This window comes from Actinosynnema sp. NPDC091369, assembly GCF_044757065.1.
In the GTDB taxonomy this organism is placed as follows: Bacteria; Actinomycetota; Actinomycetes; order Mycobacteriales; family Pseudonocardiaceae; genus Actinosynnema.
Genome location: NZ_JBIVUG010000001.1, coordinates 1,445,884 through 1,462,869, shown reverse-complemented (window position 1 = coordinate 1,462,869; position 16,986 = coordinate 1,445,884). Strand labels below are relative to the sequence as shown.

Sequence of the window (16,986 nt, the reverse complement as noted above, 5' to 3'; positions counted from 1 at the left end):
GTCGGGACGATCACGATTCGAACTTGTATCCCAGTCCGCGCACGGTGACGAGGTGGCGCGGGGTCGACGGGTCGGGCTCGATCTTCGACCGCAGCCGCTTGACGTGCACGTCCAGGGTTTTGGTGTCCCCGACGTAGTCCGCGCCCCACACCCGGTCGATCAGTTGGCCGCGGGTCAACACCCGGCCCACGTTGCGCAGCAGGTACTCCAGGAGGTCGAACTCCTTGAGCGGCAGGCTCACCTCGGCGCCGTCCACGGTCACCACGTGCCGCTCGACGTCCATCCGCACCGGTCCCGCCTCCAGGACCTGCGGCAGCAGCTCCTCGGACTCGCCGCCGCGGCGCAGCACGGCGCGGATGCGGGCGATCAGCTCGCGGGCCGAGTACGGCTTCGTGACGTAGTCGTCCGCGCCCAGCTCCAGCCCGACGACCTTGTCGATCTCGCTGTCCCGCGCGGTGACCATGATCACCGGCACGGCCGAGCGCGCGCGCAGCTGCTTGCAGACGTCCGTGCCGCTCATCCCGGGCAGCATGAGGTCGAGCAGCACGATGTCGGCGCCGTTGCGGTCGAACTCCTCCAGCGCGTCCTGGCCGTTGGCCGCGAGCGCCGCGGTGAAGCCCTCCTTGCGCAGCAGGAAGGCGAGCGGATCGGAGAAGGACTCCTCGTCCTCCACGATGAGCACCCTGGTCACAGCTCTCCTCCGTGGTTGCCGCCCGTGCCGCTCGGCACGGGGCTCGCCAGCTCCTGCTTGGGCAGGTCCTGGGTGGGCTCGTCCTGGTCGGGATGAGCCGGGATGCGCAGCGTGAACGTGGAGCCGGTGCCCGGCAGGCTCCACAGCTTCACCTCGCCGCCGTGGTTGTTGGCGACGTGCTTGACGATGGCGAGGCCGAGCCCGGTGCCGCCGGTGGCGCGCGAGCGGGCCTTGTCGACCCGGTAGAAGCGCTCGAAGACGCGGGTCTGCTGGTCCTCGGCGATGCCGATGCCGCGGTCGGTGACGGCGATCTCGACGAAGCCGTCCACGAGCTTGCGGCTGACCGACACGGGGCTGCCCGGCGGCGAGTACGCGACCGCGTTGTCGAGCAGGTTGCTCAACGCGGTGACCAGCAGCGTCCGGTCGCCCTCCACCTCCAGGCCGCTCGGCTCGTCGGTGGCGATCTCGATGCCCGCGGACTCGGCGGCCAGCCGGGAGCGGCCCATCGCCTCGTCGATGACCACGTCCACGTCCACCCGGCCGAGCTCCGGCAGCTTCTCCGCGCCCTGCAGGCGCGACAGCGCGATCAGCTCGGTGACCAGGGTGCCCAGCCGGGTGGCCTCCTGCATGATCTTGGCGCTGAACCGGCGGACCTCCTCCTGGTCGTCCGCGGCGTCCAGCACCGCCTCGGCCAGCAGCGCGAGCGCGCCGACCGGGGTCTTCAGCTCGTGGCTGACGTTGGCCACGAAGTCGCGCCGGGTCGCCTCCAGCCGCACCGACTCCGACTCGTCGGAGGCGTCGACCACGACGAAGCCCTCGGTGAGCACCTTGACGGTGGCGTGCACGGCCTGCGGCTGGCGGCCCTTGATGACCTCCAGCGACGACAGGTCCACCGCGATCACGCCGCCGTCGCGGCGGGCCATCTCGGCGGCGCGCCGGGCCCGGTCGTCCACCCGGTTGTTGCGCACCACGCCCAGCTCCTCGGCGCGGGCGTTGTGCAGCACGACGTCCCCGAAGCCGTTGAGCACGACGAGGCCGTCGGGGGACGAGTGGACGACCATGGCCATCAGGTCGGCGACGGTGAGGCCCTTGGGGCGCGTTTCGCGGGCACGTGCGGTAGCCCGTCCGGCGAGAAACGCGGTGCCGCCGATCAGCAGAGCGCCGATCGACAGGACGAGGTAACCCGTTGCGGTCACGAGCGCATCGTAAGCAGGTCAGGCGGGGTACGGCCTAGAGCTCAGCCGTGGTTCGTGACTCCCGCGACACCGTCCGGGACCGAAGTTTTCCCGGCGGACGACCGGCGTTCACCCAATCGTGTCCAATTGAGTCAGGTCGTGTTCGGACAGGTGCAGATCGGCCGACGCCAGGTTCTCCTCGAGGTGACGGGTGGAGGACGTCCCGGGGATCAGGAGCACGTTCGGCGCGCGGTGCAGCAGCCACGCCAGGGCGACCTGCCGGTCGGTCGCGCCGCGCCTCGCGGCGACCTCGCCCAGCGTCGCGTGCTGCAGCGGCGTGAAGCCGCCCAGCGGGAAGAACGGCACGTAGGCGATGCCCTCCGCGGTGGTGCGGTCGAGCAGCTTGTCGTCGTGGCGCTCGGTGACGTTGTAGAGGTTCTGCACGCACACCACGGGCGCGATCGCCAGGGCCTGGTCCAGGTGGTGCTCGTGGACGTTGCTCAGGCCGAGGTCGCGGATCAGGCCCTGCTCTCGCAGCTCGGCGAGCACGGTGAACGGCTCCTCGACCGACTCCGGGTCGTCCGCGCCGCCGATGCGGAGGTTGACCACGTCCAGCCGCTCCAGGCCGAGCCGGCGCAGGTTGTCGTGCACGGCGTCGCGCAGCTGCCCCGGCTCCCGCGCGGTCACCCAGTCGCCGTCCGGGGTGCGCCGGTAGCCGACCTTCGTGACGATGGTCAGGTTCTCCGGGTAGGGGTGCAGCGCGGCCTTGATCAGCTCGTTGACCACGTGCGGGCCGTAGAAGTCACTGGTGTCGATGTGGTCCACGCCGAGCTCGACGGCGCGGCGCAGCACGGCCTTGGCGTTCTCCGGGTCGGCGGGCGGCCCGAAGACGTGCTTGCCCGCGAGCTGCATGGCGCCGTACCCGACGCGGTTGAGGTTCAGCATGGTGTCCACGATCGCCATCGGCGATCACGCGCGCCGGGATTGGCAGGTTGCTGCCATGCTCGTGGACGTGGAGACGGTGACCGTGGTGCGCGGCGAGGCGGAGCTGTACGAGCGGACGGCGCACCTGTTCGCGGCGACCAGGAGCGAGCTGCTGTGCGCGGCGAACGCGCTGCGCACGTGGATGGGGACCCACCCGCGCACGGGTATCGCGCAGCACCCGCCCGGCCTGCGGGTGCGCAAGCTGTTCCGGTTGAGCACCCTGCTCGACCCGAGGTGGGCCGGCCACGCGCGGCACATGGCCGACCACGGCGCGAACGTGCGGGTCAGCGCGCACGACGTGAACGAGACGATCGTGCTGGACGGCCGGGTGGTGATCCTGGCGGGCGACGAGTCGCACGGCGCGCGCAGCTACAGCGTGATCACGCAGCCGGAGGTCGTGCACGGGATCACGTCGCTGTTCGAGGCGGCGTGGCGGGCGGGCACCGAGCTGGCCGTGCACGAGGCGGAGATGGCCGAGCTGCGGGCGTTCGCGCCGGGGGTGCTGGACGCGTTGAACGAGGGCTGGACGGACGAGACGGCGGCACGCGCGCTGGGCGTGTCCCTGCGCACGTACCGCCGTCGCGTGGCGGAGCTGATGACCGCTCTGGGCGCGTCCTCCCGCTTCCAGGCCGGAGCGCGGGCCCGCGAGCTGGGCCTGGTGTGACTACCGACCCTGGTTGGCGACGGCCTTGATGGCGTCCGCCGCCGCGTCGGGGTCGAGGTACTCGCCGCCCGGCTTGAGCGGCTTCAGCTCGTCGTCCAGGTCGTAGCGCAGCGGGATGCCGGTGGGGATGTTCAGGCCCGCGATGGCCTCGTCCGAGATGCCGTCGAGGTGCTTGACCAGGGCCCGCAGCGAGTTGCCGTGCGCGGCGACGAGGACCGTCCGGCCCGTGCGCAGGTCCGGCACGATGGCCGACTCCCAGTAGGGGATCATCCGCTTGACCACGTCCAGCAGGCACTCGGTGAGCGGCAGGTCGGGGCCGAGGTCGGCGTAGCGCGGGTCGCTGTCCTGGCTGAACTCGGTGCCGGGCTCGATCGGCGGCGGCGGGGTGTCGTAGGAGCGGCGCCAGAGCATGAACTGCTCCTCGCCGAACTCCTCCAGCGTCTGCTTCTTGTTCTTGCCCTGCAACGCGCCGTAGTGGCGCTCGTTGAGCCGCCAGTCCCGGCGCACCGGGATCCAGTGCCGGTCGGCCGCGTCGAGGGCGAGGTTGGCGGTGCCGATGGCCCGCCGCAGCAGCGACGTGTGCACCACCTCGGGCAGCACACCCGCTTCGCGCAGCAGCACGCCGCCGCGCTTCGCCTCGTTCACGCCCTTCTCCGAGAGGGGGACGTCCACCCAGCCGGTGAACAGGTTCTCCGCGTTCCAGACGCTCTCGCCGTGGCGGAGCAACACCAGGGTTCCGACAGCCATGGGCGTCAGCCTGCCAGATGCGCCGGCGCGCCGAACGCCGGTGGTAGGTGTGATCTTGATCGGTGCAGCCGACGGCGGCCGGGTCGGGCCGCTGACGGGCCCGACCCGAAGCCGGATCAGCCGCCGAGACCGCCGAGCGCGCCGCCACCGAGACCGCCGGTCGCGCCACCGAGCGCGCCCCCGCCGAGCCCACCGGTCACGCCGCCGAGCAGGCCGCCGACCACCTTCTGCACCGCGGCCAGCGGGCTGGTGCGCGGGACGGCGTCCATCGAGGACGCGTTGGCGGCCGGTGCGGCGAGCAGGATGACGGCGGTGGCGCCGGCCGCGACGGCCAGCTTTCCGAGGATGCGCATGCGTGTGTTCTCCGATGTGTGATTCCGATTCGCACCCGACATGGTTGTGGAGCGTGACCGGTCCGGCTCGCCCAGTAGCCGAGATCAACACGATCGTGGGACACCCGACCACGGAAGAACCCCCGGCAGCGTGGTCGCCACCGGGGGTCTCGCCGAAGGTCGATCAGGCGGACGCCTCGCGGGCCCGCAGGTCCTTGCGCAGGATCTTGCCGGAGGCGGACTTCGGGATCGCGTCGATGAACTCCACGACCCGGACCTTCTTGTGCGGGGCGACCTGGGAGGCCACGAACTCCATCACGGCGGACTCGTCCAGGGCCGCGCCCGGTTGGCGGACGATGTACGCCTTCGGCACCTCCTCGCCCTCCTCGTCGCGCACGCCGACCACGGCCGCGTCGGCGATCTCCGGGTGGGTCAGCAGCAGGGCCTCCAGTTCGGCGGGCGGGACCTGGTAGCCCTTGTACTTGATCAGCTCCTTGACCCGGTCGACGATGCTGACCAGGCCGTTCTCGTCGATCACGGCGACGTCGCCGGTGTGCAGCCAGCCCTCGTCGTCGAGGGTGGCGGCGGTGGCCTCGGGGTTGTTCAGGTAGCCCTTCATCACGTTCGGGCCGCGGCACCAGAGCTCGCCGCGCTCACCGACGCCCACGTCCTCGCCGGTGGCCGGGTCCACGAAGCGGCACTCCATGTTCGGCGCGATGACGCCCACCGTGCCGACGGAGATGTCGTCGCGGCCGTCCGGGATGGCGTGGCTGACCGGGCTCATCTCGGTCATCCCGTAGCCCTGCGAGATGCGGCAGCCCAGGCGCTTGGCCACGGCCGCCGCCAGGTCGACGTCCAGCGGCGCGGCGCCGGAGAAGATCGTGTCGATGCCGGACAGGTCGTACTGGTCGACCAGCGGGTGCTTGGCCAGCGCCACGGCGACCGGCGGCGCGATGTAGACGCGGTCGGTGCGGTGGTCCTGGATCACGCGCAGGAACTCGGGCAGGTCGAACTTCGGCAGCGTCACCACCGTCGCGCCGACGTGCAGGCCGTTGTTCATCAGCACCTGCATGCCGTAGATGTGGAAGAACGGCAGCACGGCGAGGACCTTCGTGCTCTCGCCGATCTTGAGCAGCGGCCCGCACTGGACGATGTTCGCGACCAGGTTGCGGTGCGTCAGCATCACGCCCTTGGCCCGGCCGGTCGTGCCCGACGAGTACGGCAGCACGGCCACGTCCTGCGCCGGGTCGATCGGGACCTCGGGCACCGGCTCGGTGTTCGCCAGCAGCGACGACAGGCTGGGGTAGCCCTCGGCGGCGTCCAGCACGACCACGTCGGAGATGCCCGCCCTCTCCGCGCCCGGCGCGGCGTTGGGCAGCAGCACGGACACCGTGAACAGCATCTTCGCGCCGGCGTCGCGGAGCTGGTGCGCGACCTCGTCCGCCGTGTAGAGGGCGTTGATGGTGGTCGCGGTGGCGCCCGCGCGCAGGATGCCGTGGAACACGACGGCGTAGTACGGGGTGTTCGGGCTGAGGATGCCGACGACGTCGCCCTTGCCGATCCCCCTGGCGGCCAGCGCGGCGGCCAGGCGGTCGACCGCCCCGGCCAGTTGGCGGTACGTCAGCGACGCGCCCGAGGTGCCGTCGACCAGGGCGACCCGGTCGGCGCGCTCGCCGAGGTCGGCGAGCAGCAACTCGTGCAGCGTGACGTCCGGGACCGCGACATCGGGGAACGGACTGCGGAAGACCATGCGGCTGCCTCATTCATCCAGGGGGCCGGGATCCCGCCATCGTGAGTCAAGCCACATCGCTGGTCAAGGACGGCGACCGTGCCGCTACAGCGTTACTTAACTCGGCTAAGAACACTCGAATGGACTAGCGCCGCCCCTTGTGGGGATCACCGGCCATCTGCCAAGTTGGCAGGGCCTCGCGGGTCGGCTCCCACGCACTCCGATCGACCGGCGCGGCACCATCGCGGTTCGCCCTCCCCCCGTCGAACCGCGGCCCGCAGGGAAACCCGGGCTCCCCCCGCCCGGACCCACCGCGGGGACTGACGCGGGGCGGCTTGAACTCGCGACTCCCCCTCTCTCCCAAGCCGCCCCGCGCTCCCGCGCGATGCTCTGCGTAGCGTTTTCGTCAGGAAACCGTCTCGATCGGTGTTACGGCGCACTCGTCGAAGTGGCCGCGACCGGGGCCGGGGCGGTGGCCCTCCGACGCCGCCGCCACCAGAGGTAGCCGACCGCCGGCAGCCCCAGCACCACCGCGAACGGCAGCACCGCGCCCAGCACCACCAGCAGCCACGAGAACGCCTCCACCAGCGCCTTCCAGCCGCCCGCGAACGCGTCCAGGAAGTCGTTCCCGTCCTGCACGGCCACCGGCTCGCCCGTCTCGGAGATCGACACGGTCAGCGTCGCCATCGCGGTCTGGCCCTTGAGCGCCTCGTACCGGCGTTGCAGCGACTCCAGCTCGGACTGCCGCGAGGTCAGCTCGGCCTCGATGTCGGTGATCTCGGCCGTGGTCGTGGCGCGGTCCAGCAGCCCGCGCACCCGCTCCACGCTGGCCCGCTGGTTCGCCAGCCTGGCCTCGATGTCCACGACCTGCTCGGTGACGTCCTCGGTCTGCAGCTCACGCCTGGCGACCTCGACGCCCTCCAGCCTGCCGATCGACTCCAGCACCGGGTCCAACCGGTCGCCGGGCACCTTCACCGTCACCGAGGCGCGGCCGGTCTGCGACCGCTCCTGCGAGGAGTACCCGCCTTCCGCGATGACCAGGTCCTTGACCCGCGCCAGCACCGCGTCGGTGTCCGGCGCGCGCAGGTCGACCGTCGCCGTGCGCACGAGCTGCCGGTTCTGCTGCGCCGACGTGCCCGCCTGCTGCGCCTCCCCCGCGGACTCCTGCTTCGGCGGCGTGCCGCCCCGCTGCGCGTTGTCCTGCGCGGGCGCGGGAACCGCCGCCACCTGGTCCGCGGACGACCCCGCCGAGCCGTTCGACCCGCACCCGGCCAGCGCCGCCACCGCGAAAGCGGCGACCACCAGCCCCACCCGTCTGCCCATGTGACCCTCCCTGGTCTGCGGTCACCGGTGGGACGGGTCGCGGGCTCACCCCCGTTGCCCGGGCGCGATCACGATTCGGACACCAGGTGGCGGAACGCCTGGAGGTTGGCCAGCGACTCGCCGCGCGAGACCCGCCAGTCCCACTCCCGCTGGATCGCGCCGGCGAACCCGATCTCCAGCAGGGTGTTGAAGTCGCCGTCCGCGGCCTCCACCACCTGCCCGAGCACGCGGTCCAGCTCGTCCGGCGTCACGGCGTGCGGCGCGATCCGGCCGACCAGGTAGATGTCACCGGTCGTGTCGATCGTGTAGTGCACCCCGTACAGCCTGGCGTTGCGCCGCAGCAGGAACCGGTAGACGGCCTCGTGCGCCTCGTCCGGCTTGCGGCACACGAACGCCTCTACCACCAGCGCGTGCCTGCCGACCACCAGCCAGCAGTTCGTCTGGAGCTTCTTGGCGCCGGGCAGGGTCACGAAGAACCGGCCGGGTTCCTTGTGCTCGTAGCGCAGCTCGCGGTCGTCGAGCGTCGACCGGATGACGTCGTCCAGGCTCAAGCGAAGACCTCCTCGCGGAACACATCCCGGGCTTCGGCGTACCCGGCGAGGAGTGAATCAGTCGTCCGGTCCCAGGAGAACCGGCGGGCGTGCCCGACGGCGTTGCTCGCCAGCTCCTCCCGCCGGGCGGGGTCGAGCGCGATGGTCGACAGCACCCGCGCCCACGTCCCGGCCTCGTGCCCGTCCACCAGCGCGCCGGACACGCCGTCGCGCACCGCCACCGGCAACCCGCCGACCGCCGCCGCGACCACCGGCGTGCCGCACGCCTGCGCCTCCAGCGCCACCAGCCCGAACGACTCGTTGTGGCTGGGCACCGCGACCACGTCGGCGGCCCGGTAGACCCGCGCCAGCGCCTCGCCACCCTGCGGCGGCAGGAACCGCACCACGTCCGAGATCCGCAGCTCGGCCGCCAACCGCACCAGCTCCTCGGGCGTCTTCATGCCCGACCCGGACGGCCCGCCCACCACCAGCACCACCAACCGCGACCGCAACCCCGGGTCGCGCGCCACCATCTCCGCCGCGGCGCGCAACAGCACGTCCGGCGCCTTCAACGGCTGGATGCGCCCCACGAACGCCAGCACGACGGCGTCCTGCGGCAACCCCAGCGCCGCCCGCGCGCCGTCCCGATCACCGGGCGTGAACCGCTCGAGGTCCACCCCCGGCGGCACGACCAGCACCTTCGCCGGGTCCGCGTCGTAGAGCTTGATCAGCTCGGCCGCCTCGACCTCGGTGTTGGCCACGAGCCGGTCCGCCTCGGCGACCACCTGCTCCTCGCCGATGACCCGCATCCGGGGCTCCGGCGTGTCGTCGGCCGCCAGCGCCAGGTTCTTCACCTTGGCCAACGTGTGCGCCGTGTGCACCAACGGCACCGCCCACCGCTCCCGCGCCAGCCAGCCGACCTGCCCGGACAGCCAGTAGTGCGAGTGCACGACGTCGTAGTGACCGGGCTCGTGCCGCGCCTCGGCCCGCAGCACACCGGCCGTGAACGCGCAGAGCTGACCGGGCAGCTCCTCCTTGCCGAGCCCTTCGAACGGCCCCGCCACCACGTGCCGCACCTTCACGCCGGGCGCGAGCTCGGCCACCGGCGGCAACTCCGACGACGTGGCCCGCGTGAAGATCTCGACCGCGATGCCCCGCTGCGCCATCCGCGTGGCCGTCTGCACGATGTAGACGTTCATGCCGCCGGCGTCACCGGTGCCGGGTTGCTCCAGCGGCGAGGTGTGCACGGAGAGGACCGCCACCCGCTTCACCGCGAGACCTCCGCGACGAACCCGGCCAGGTCGGCCGCGAAGCGCTCCGGTCGTTCCAGGAACGGCGCGTGGGCCACTCCGTCGTAGCGGCGCAAGTCGGCTCCGGGGATCAGGGCCGCCGCGTACTCCCCGGCGGCCGGGTCGACCACCTCGTCGGCGGTGCCGTGCACCACCAGTGTCGGCTTGTCCACCGCCCTGAGCACGGCGGCGCTGTCCACGTCCCGCCGGAACATCTCCCGCCGAACCCGCGGCGGCACCCGCAACGCCGTGCCCAGCATCCGCTGCACCGCGTCACCGGCCAACCCCGGAGCCTGGTCCCGGTAGAACTGCGCCAACGCGGGCACCGCCACCTCCGGATCCTCCGAGAACGCCCCCGGCAGCGCCGCCTGCATGACCTTCCCGGTCACCCCACCGGCCCGCCCCCGCCCGATCTCGGTGACCGCCCCGACCAACACCACTCCGCTGAGACCCACAGTCCCGTGTACCCGCAGGTAGTCCGCGATCACCAACCCGCCGTACGACCACCCGACCACCACCGCCGGCCGCCCGACGTGCTCGAGCACCGCCTTCAGGTCATCCGCCCAGGTCCCGGACTCCCGATACCCGCCCTCGACCACCTCCGACCACCCGTGACCGCGCAGGTCGAGGGCGTAGGAGCGCAAGGACGGGTGGAGTGGCCACACCTCCCCGGACTGCGCCCAACCGTGCACCAGCACGACCGCCGGTGCGTCGACCGGCCCGGACTCGCGGACCGACAGCCGGACGCCCCCGGCGCCGAGGAGAGTGTTCTGCACGACCTGTGACAACGCTCGGACGAACGCATCACTTCCCGAAGCAAGCGATTTTCCGCCCTCACCCCCACCGACTCGCACCAGCGGTGAACGACGGGGGGCGAGCGGCGAGCCGAGTCGGCGGCGGGGCCACGGCGAGGTGCTGGGCGCGAGGTGCGGGGTGCGGTGTGGGGCGCGGGGCGCTCGGGGCTCGATGAAGCGCCGGGCGGACAGCGGCGAGCGGCGAGGCGGTGAGTGGGCAGCGGCAATTCGGCGAAGCGAATCGGCGGCGGGGTTCGGGGGCGGGGACCGCGATAGAACCAGCGGCGGTAGGCGGCAGCGCACTCATCGCGGTATCGACGACACGGGGGATACGTATGAGGGATATTGAATACAGGCGACGTGGCCAGCGAGTGAGATGGCGATAAACCGGCGGCGGGCCCCAGTGCGAATTACGCGTAAAATCACGTGTGGAACCACAACGGACCCGCAGCCAGCCCACCTAGGCTCGATTTGACATGGGTTCGGGTGCTTTGGCCTGCCTGGAGTGCCCGTAAGGGCCCCATGTCAATTCGAGCCGGACTGACCCATCAACCCGCCCCGAACCGACAATCCGCAACCACCCCTCACAGCGCCGACATCGTCTGCCACTGCGCCCACGGGATCTGCCAGTCGTACCACTCGAACTGCGCCGGCAACGTCGTGATCGACCCGGTCACCTCCACCGGATCGCCGATCAACGCGCTGTCGTAGTACGCCTTCGCATCGGCCTCCAACAGGTTCGCGCACCCGTGCGACGTGTTGGCCTTCCCGATGTTCCCCGCGTTGTCGTTGTTCTCGTGGATGAACTCACCGTGGTTGGAAATCCGCACGGCCCACTTCTTGACCACGTTCGTGTACCCGTACCGCGGGTTGTCGAAGCTGAACTGCTCGAACTTCTCCATCACCACGAACGTGCCGTTCGGCGTCGTCAGCTCCGCGTCATCCGGCTTGCCGAAGGACGCCGGGTACGTCGCCACCGTCTGCCCGTCCCGCTGCACGACCAGCTGGTGCGTCGGGTTGTCGATCTTCACGACCTGGTTCCGGCCGATGGTGAAGTCGCTCGTCACGTCCGCCCGCCCGTACGCGCCGCCGCCGTAGGGCACCCCGTACAGCTTCGCCTCGACGTGGATCTGGGTGTTCGCGGGCCAGTACGTCTCCGGCCGGTAGTGCACCTCGTGCGAGTTCAGCCAGGCCCAACGACCCTGGACGCCCGCCGAGTTGGTCACCGTCAGCGCCTTCTCCACCGTCGCCCGGTCCGAGACGTCGGCGTCGAACTCGACCTTGATCGGCACGGCCACGCCCACCGTCTGGTTGTCGCCGGGGAACAGCGTGGCGCGCACCTGGGAAGCCGGGTTGACCGTGCTGAACCCGCCCTTGAGCTCGACCGGCCGCCCGTCGGTCCCGGTCGCCCGGCCGCTGTAGGCGTAGGTCTTGCCGAAGCCGAGCGGCTCGGTGCTGGTCCAAGCCTTCTTGTCCTCGGAGAGCCTGCCGGCGACGGCCTTGCCCTCGGGGTTGGTGACCGCGACCTGGTCGATGACACCCTCGGCCACGGTGACCTGCACCGGTTGGCTCACCGGCGCGTCGGCCGCACCGTCCGGGGGCGCGGTGGTGAACTTGGCCACCGGCGGCTTGTCGCCGCCGACCGGTTTGGCCGTGCCCTGTTCCACCTTCGCCGAGCAGCCGGCCACCAGGGCCAAGCCGAGCAGCAGAGCCGCCACTGTCCTGTGCACGTTACGACGCACGTTACGACCTCCTGATCGAAGGACGTCCCACGCGACGCCTGGTGCGGGTGATCCGCGTCACGTGCGCGGCCCGCACATAGGATCATCGGCGTGAACCGTCCTATCGCAGTCGTTACCGGAGCCAGCGCGGGGATCGGTGAGGCGACCGCCCGCCGGCTCGCCGCCGAGGGCTTCCACGTGGTGCTCGGCGCTCGGCGGCTCGACCGCCTCAAGGCTATCGCGGACGAGATCGGGGGTACCGCGGTCGAACTGGACGTCACCTCCGCCCCGTCCGTCGAGTCCTTCGTCGACGCCGTGCCCGAGGCGAACGTGCTGGTCAACAACGCGGGCGGCGCGCGCGGCCTGGCCACCGTCGCCGAGGCCGACGAGGAGCACTGGCGGTGGATGTGGGAGACGAACGTGCTGGGCACCCTGCGCGTCACCAAGGGCCTGCTGCCGAAGCTGATCGCCTCGGGTGACGGGCACGTCGTCAGCGTCACCTCGATCGCCGCCTACGAGGCATACGACAACGGCTCCGGCTACACCTCGGCCAAGCACGCCCAGTCCGCCCTGCACCGCACGCTGCGCGGCGAACTGCTCGGCCAACCGGTCCGCGTGACCGAGGTCCTGCCGGGCATGGTGGAGACCGACTTCTCGGTGAACCGGTTCGACGGCGACGCCGACCGCGCGGCCGCCGTCTACCAGGGCGTCACGCCGCTGACCGCCGACGACGTGGCGGACGTGATCGCGTTCGCGGTGACCAGGCCGTCGCACGTGAACCTGGACCAGATCGTGCTCAAGCCCCGGGCGCAGGCGTCGGCGTCCCGCGTCCACCGGGCGTGATCAGCTCCACGTCCAACTGGTCGAGCACCGGGCCGATGGGGTTCGCGAACCCCCGGTCCGGGCTCCCGCCGCAGTACAGCCCCACCACCCGGTTCGCGTCGTCCAGCAGCACCGCGCCCGAGTCGCCGTGGTCGGCGAACCTCGGCGTCTCGATCCGGATCTGGTCGTGCAGCGTCCGCACGCCCAGCCCCACGCCGAAGTCCAGCGTGATCGCCGCGTCCGTGGACGCCACCACGCCCTCGGTCACCGCCGTCGTCCGGCCGCGCTTGCGCACCCGGTCGCCCACCCGCGCCCGCGCCTGGCCGGTGACCGGCCCGAGCCCCACCACCTCGGGTCGGGCGCGCGGCGTGGTCAGCACGATCGCGGCGGCGTCCACCTGCCCGGACAGCGCGGCCCGCGCCAGCGCGCCGACCCGGTCGTGCACCGGGTGCCCGCCGTCCACGCGGGACGGGTGCACCATCGGGTCGCCGACCGCCCAGGCGTCGTCCACGCAGGCCACGTGGAACGCCGTCAACGCCATCACCACGTGCCTGCACCGCGGCCGGACCAGCGCGCCGAGCGTCCCGGCCACCACGTAGTCGTCGACCTCGGCGACGTCGGGCGGCACCAGCCGGACCGCCCGGCTCGGTCCGATCCCGATGCCGCCCACCAGCGACTCGTGCCGCTCCGCGCCGCTCACGCCCTCCGGCGACGCGATGGTGTGGTGCGGCCAGAACGTGTCCTCGACCACGTCGGTCGGCACGCCGAGCACGTCCGGCGGGATGGCGAACTGGGCGGCGGGTCCCTTGCGGCGGACGAACACGACGATCGCCAGCTCACCGGTCACCCGGCCGCCGACGGTCTTCTCGCCGAGGTCGACACCCACCACGCCGGGTCGGCTCAGGAAATCGTCCTCAACCAGCTTCTTGATCGGCCTGACGGCCGCGCGATCGTCGTCGGGGTAGGCCATGACGACCTCCAACGGGTGCCCCTACCTCCATGAAACGCGTGGAGTGAGGATTCGTCACACCGAGTCACCCGTTCGGCCGTCAGCCCAGGTCGCAGCCCACCAGCACGGGCTCCGGGTGCAGCTCCACGCCGAACGCCGAACGCACCCCGTCGCGCACCTCGCGCGCCAGGTCGAGCAGGTCCTCCGTGGACGCCCCGCCCCGGTTGGTCAGCGCCAGCGTGTGCTTGCTCGACAGCGCGACCCGCCCGCCGGGCCCCCGGTACCCGCGCCCGAACCCGGCCCGCTCGATCAGCCACGCCGCCGACAGCTTCGAGGAGCCGGCGCCCGCCGGGTACGTCGGCACGTCCACGTGCGGCCCCAGCCGCTCCGCGATCCGGATCAGCACCCCGGCCAGCGTCGAGTCGTCCAGCAGCGGGTTGGTGAAGAACGAGCCCGCGCTCCACGTGTCGTGGTCGGTCGCGTCGAGCACCATGCCCTTGCCGCGCCGCAGCTCCAGCACCGCCTTGCGGGCCGCGTCGGCGGGCACCCGGTCGCCGGGCGCGACGCCCAGCACCCGGGCCAGCTCGGCGTACCGGATGGGCGCGGACTGCCCGCCCGCGGTCAGCGCGAACCGGGCCCGCAGCACCACCGCGTGGTCGGTGCCCTTCAGCACGCTCGTGCGGTACGCCAACCCCAGCCCGTCCGCGGGCACCTGGTGCACCCGGCCGGTGCGCCGGTCCAGCAGGTCGACCGAGGTCAGCACCTGCGCGACCTCGACGCCGTACGCGCCGACGTTCTGCACCGGCGTCGCCCCGACCAGGCCGGGGATGCCGGACAGGCACTCCAGCCCGCCCAGCCCCTGCGCCACGGCCTCCGCGACGACCGAGTCCCAGTCCTCGCCCGCTTCCACGGTGAGCTGCACGAGGCCGTCGCCCAGCGGGTCGAGCCGGCGGCCGACGGTGCCGACCGCCACCACGGTGCCGGGGAACCCGGCGTCGGACACGACCAGGTTCGACCCGCCGCCGAGCAGCAGCAGCGGTTCGCCGTCGGCGTCCAGGGAACGCACGGTCTCGACCAGTTCGGCGGCTGTGGTGGCGCGCGTGAACCTCGTCGCAGGGCCACCGAGCCGCAGCGTGGTGCACTCGGCCAGCGGCACACGGGCACTGGAGGGCGGGGTGGTCACGACCGAGAACGGTAGCCTCCGCGACATGGCACGCCGCATCGAGCACCGAACCACGTCCCGCTGGCCCGCGCGGGACGTGTACGCAGCGCTGGTGGACCAGACGTACCTGCGCGACCGGCTCGCCGAGCTGGGCGGCACGAACCCCGAGCTGGTCGCCTTCACCACCACCGACCAGACCACGTCCTACCAGCTCAAGCAGGGTGTGCCCGCGGACAAGCTGCCGTCGGTGGCGCGCGGCCTGCTCGGCGGGGACCTCGTGATCGACCGCGCCGAGTCGTGGACCGAGGCCGGGTACGCGGGCACGGTCGAGGTGACGCTGAACGGCGTCCCGGGTCGGCTGGACGGCACGATCACGCTCGCCGACACCGCGAGTGGGAGCGAACTCACCCTCACGGGTCAGGTCAAGGTGAGCATCCCGATCATGGGCGGCAAGCTGGAGGCGATGATCGCCGAACAGGTCGCGCTGCTGCTCGACAAGGAATCCGAGTTCACCGCCGAATGGCTCGCACGCCGCGCCTAGCCGCGGGCCGGGCCCGCGCGCTCGGCCTGCCGACCAGGGGCACCACCAACCCGAACCGCCTGCGCCGGGTCGACCGGTGGGTCGCGCACACCTACCGCGACCTGCTGGCCGCACCGCAGCCGCTGGTGGTCGACCTCGGCTACGGCTCGTCCCCGATCACCACCGTCGAGATGGCGGCACGGCTGCGCGCGGTCAACCCGGACGTCCGCGTCCTGGGCCTGGAGCTGGACGCCGACCGCGTCGCCGCGGGCAAGGAGGTCGCCGACCCGCCGCTGCTGGACTTCCGGCGCGGCGGGTTCGAGCTGGCCGGCGCGCGTCCGCTGCTGCTGCGCGCGTTCAACGTGCTGCGCCAGTACACCGAGGAGCAGGCCGCCGAAGCGTGGGACACCATGGTCGGCCGGCTCGCGCCCGGCGGCGTGCTGGTCGAGGGCACGTGCGACGAGATCGGCCGCCGCTGCTGCTGGGTCGCGTTGACCGCGGACGGGCCGCGGACGTTCACGCTGTCGTGCCTGCCCGCCGACCTGGAGACACCGGGTGACCTGGCCGAACGGCTGCCCAAGGCGCTCATCCACCACAACGTGCCGGGCGAGAGGGTGCACGCCCTGCTCGGCGAGCTGGACGCGTGCTGGGCGACGTGCGCGCCGTTCGCGCCCTACGGGCCGCGGGCGCGGTGGGTGGAGTCGGTGCGGCTGCTGGCCGAACGCGGCTGGCCCGTGCTGGACGACCGGAAGCGGTGGCGGCTCGGCGAGGTCACCCTGCCCTGGGAGATCGTGAGTCCCTAGGCTGTGCGGAGTGGACCACGCCGACTTCGTGCAGCACCTGAGGACCCAGTACACCGCGTTCCGCGACGCCGCGGTCGCCGCCGGACCGCAGGCGCCGGTGCCCACCTGTCCGGAGTGGACGGTGCTGGACCTGGTGCACCACGTCGCCCGCACGCACACCTGGGCGTTGCGCGCCCTGCACACGCCGGTGGACGGCGAGTGGCCCGGGCACGGCGAGCTTCCGTCCGGGTGGGACGAGCTGCTCGACCTGGCCGACAAGCGGGTCGTGGAGCTGGCCGACGAGCTGGTGGGCACCACGTCGAACACGCCCGCGTGGTCGTTCACCGGGCCCAAGACGTACGCGTTCTGGTCCCGCCGGCAGGCGCACGAGATGGCGATCCACCGGCTGGACGCCGAGCACGCGCGGCACGGCGCGGACGTGCCGTCGCTGCTGTTCGACGTGCAGTTCGCGGCCGACGGCGTGGACGAGTGCCTGAACTGGATCATGCCGATCGGCGCGCGGCGCAAGCCCGTCCGGCGGTCGGGCCGGGTGCTGTTCCACGCCGCCGACGCGGGCCGCGCGTGGGAGGTGCGGCTCACGCCCGGCGAGGTGCCCGAGGTCGGCCCGATCACCGGGTCGGCCACCGACGAGGACGCCACCGTGGCGGGCACCGCGGACGCGCTGTACCGGGCCGCGTGGGGCAGGCCGAGCGGCGCCATCACATCGGGTGACAGGTCTCTGCTGGACGCGCTGCCGCGACCGTAGATACTT

The 16,986-nt window shown here is 72.1% G+C and carries 18 protein-coding genes; 5 read left to right on the top strand and 13 right to left on the bottom strand.

Annotation, left to right across the window (positions count from 1 at the left end; translation table 11 throughout):
* Window positions 1-10: 10 nt before the first annotated feature.
* The 3 genes from ACIQMJ_RS07295 to ACIQMJ_RS07285 form a co-directional block, all read right to left on the bottom strand.
* Window positions 11-691 (bottom strand): response regulator, encoded by a 681-nt coding sequence (locus ACIQMJ_RS07295; protein ID WP_387485857.1) that lies wholly within the window; start codon window positions 689-691, stop codon window positions 11-13.
* A complete protein-coding gene (locus ACIQMJ_RS07290) occupies window positions 688-1,887 on the bottom strand; it encodes a sensor histidine kinase (RefSeq protein WP_499760064.1) in 1,200 nt (399 codons plus the stop codon). The genes ACIQMJ_RS07295 and ACIQMJ_RS07290 overlap by 4 nt, the downstream gene beginning before the upstream one ends.
* Before the next feature lie 108 nt (window positions 1,888-1,995).
* Entirely contained in the window at window positions 1,996-2,829 is an 834-nt protein-coding gene (locus tag ACIQMJ_RS07285; RefSeq protein WP_499760063.1) for an oxidoreductase, read from the bottom strand.
* 37 nt (window positions 2,830-2,866) lie between these two features.
* Between ACIQMJ_RS07285 and ACIQMJ_RS07280 the strand changes: the two genes are divergently transcribed.
* Window positions 2,867-3,514, top strand: a complete 648-nt coding sequence (locus ACIQMJ_RS07280; RefSeq protein ID WP_499760062.1) for a DNA-binding response regulator — start codon at window positions 2,867-2,869, stop codon at window positions 3,512-3,514.
* On the opposite strand, the gene ACIQMJ_RS07275 is transcribed toward ACIQMJ_RS07280, so the two are convergent.
* From ACIQMJ_RS07275 to ACIQMJ_RS07240, 8 genes are all read right to left on the bottom strand, one after another.
* The gene (locus ACIQMJ_RS07275) at window positions 3,515-4,261 is read right to left on the bottom strand and encodes a phosphoglyceromutase (RefSeq protein WP_499760061.1); all 747 of its coding nucleotides are present in this window, start codon (window positions 4,259-4,261) and stop codon (window positions 3,515-3,517) included.
* Between the two features lie 116 nt (window positions 4,262-4,377).
* Window positions 4,378-4,614, bottom strand: coding sequence for a hypothetical protein (locus tag ACIQMJ_RS07270; RefSeq protein WP_499760060.1), 237 nt, complete (start codon window positions 4,612-4,614; stop codon window positions 4,378-4,380).
* A gap of 163 nt (window positions 4,615-4,777) precedes the next feature.
* A complete protein-coding gene (locus tag ACIQMJ_RS07265; RefSeq protein WP_499760059.1) occupies window positions 4,778-6,343 on the bottom strand; it encodes a 4-coumarate--CoA ligase family protein in 1,566 nt (521 codons plus the stop codon).
* A 408-nt stretch (window positions 6,344-6,751) separates the two neighbouring features.
* A complete protein-coding gene (locus ACIQMJ_RS07260) occupies window positions 6,752-7,645 on the bottom strand; it encodes a DUF4349 domain-containing protein (RefSeq protein ID WP_499760058.1) in 894 nt (297 codons plus the stop codon).
* A 68-nt stretch (window positions 7,646-7,713) separates the two neighbouring features.
* Window positions 7,714-8,196 (bottom strand): type III secretion system chaperone family protein, encoded by a 483-nt coding sequence (locus tag ACIQMJ_RS07255; RefSeq protein ID WP_499760057.1) that lies wholly within the window; start codon window positions 8,194-8,196, stop codon window positions 7,714-7,716.
* Window positions 8,193-9,446: a D-inositol-3-phosphate glycosyltransferase gene (gene mshA / locus ACIQMJ_RS07250; protein WP_499760056.1), complete on the bottom strand. Its 1,254-nt coding sequence runs from the start codon at window positions 9,444-9,446 to the stop codon at window positions 8,193-8,195. Before mshA ends, ACIQMJ_RS07255 begins: the two co-directional genes overlap by 4 nt.
* Window positions 9,443-10,240, bottom strand: coding sequence for an alpha/beta fold hydrolase (locus tag ACIQMJ_RS07245; protein ID WP_499760055.1), 798 nt, complete (start codon window positions 10,238-10,240; stop codon window positions 9,443-9,445). Before ACIQMJ_RS07245 ends, mshA begins: the two co-directional genes overlap by 4 nt.
* Before the next feature lie 602 nt (window positions 10,241-10,842).
* Window positions 10,843-11,988, bottom strand: a complete 1,146-nt coding sequence (locus tag ACIQMJ_RS07240; RefSeq protein WP_499760054.1) for a L,D-transpeptidase — start codon at window positions 11,986-11,988, stop codon at window positions 10,843-10,845.
* A 102-nt stretch (window positions 11,989-12,090) separates the two neighbouring features.
* Here ACIQMJ_RS07240 and ACIQMJ_RS07235 point away from each other — a divergent pair, with 102 nt between their 5' ends.
* On the top strand, window positions 12,091-12,822 hold the full coding sequence (locus ACIQMJ_RS07235) for an SDR family NAD(P)-dependent oxidoreductase (RefSeq protein ID WP_499760053.1): 732 nt from the start codon (window positions 12,091-12,093) through the stop codon (window positions 12,820-12,822).
* Here the strand turns inward: ACIQMJ_RS07235 and ACIQMJ_RS07230 are convergent.
* Together ACIQMJ_RS07230 and ACIQMJ_RS07225 are read right to left on the bottom strand one after the other, a co-directional pair.
* Window positions 12,776-13,771, bottom strand: coding sequence for a chymotrypsin family serine protease (locus ACIQMJ_RS07230; protein WP_499760052.1), 996 nt, complete (start codon window positions 13,769-13,771; stop codon window positions 12,776-12,778). The genes ACIQMJ_RS07235 and ACIQMJ_RS07230 overlap by 47 nt on opposite strands.
* 79 nt (window positions 13,772-13,850) lie before the next feature.
* A complete protein-coding gene (locus ACIQMJ_RS07225) occupies window positions 13,851-14,960 on the bottom strand; it encodes a UDP-N-acetylmuramate dehydrogenase (protein WP_499760051.1) in 1,110 nt (369 codons plus the stop codon).
* Between ACIQMJ_RS07225 and ACIQMJ_RS07220 the strand changes: the two genes are divergently transcribed.
* Genes ACIQMJ_RS07220 through ACIQMJ_RS07210 form a run of 3 tightly spaced genes read left to right on the top strand, consistent with a single transcriptional unit; the run spans window position 14,959 to window position 16,980 of the window.
* Window positions 14,959-15,453, top strand: coding sequence for a DUF2505 domain-containing protein (locus tag ACIQMJ_RS07220; protein WP_499760050.1), 495 nt, complete (start codon window positions 14,959-14,961; stop codon window positions 15,451-15,453). The genes ACIQMJ_RS07225 and ACIQMJ_RS07220 overlap by 2 nt on opposite strands.
* Window positions 15,432-16,235 (top strand): class I SAM-dependent methyltransferase, encoded by an 804-nt coding sequence (locus ACIQMJ_RS07215; RefSeq protein WP_499760049.1) that lies wholly within the window; start codon window positions 15,432-15,434, stop codon window positions 16,233-16,235. Before ACIQMJ_RS07220 ends, ACIQMJ_RS07215 begins: the two co-directional genes overlap by 22 nt.
* 10 nt (window positions 16,236-16,245) lie before the next feature.
* The gene (locus tag ACIQMJ_RS07210; RefSeq protein WP_499760048.1) at window positions 16,246-16,980 is read left to right on the top strand and encodes a maleylpyruvate isomerase N-terminal domain-containing protein; all 735 of its coding nucleotides are present in this window, start codon (window positions 16,246-16,248) and stop codon (window positions 16,978-16,980) included.
* Window positions 16,981-16,986: the final 6 nt, after the last annotated feature.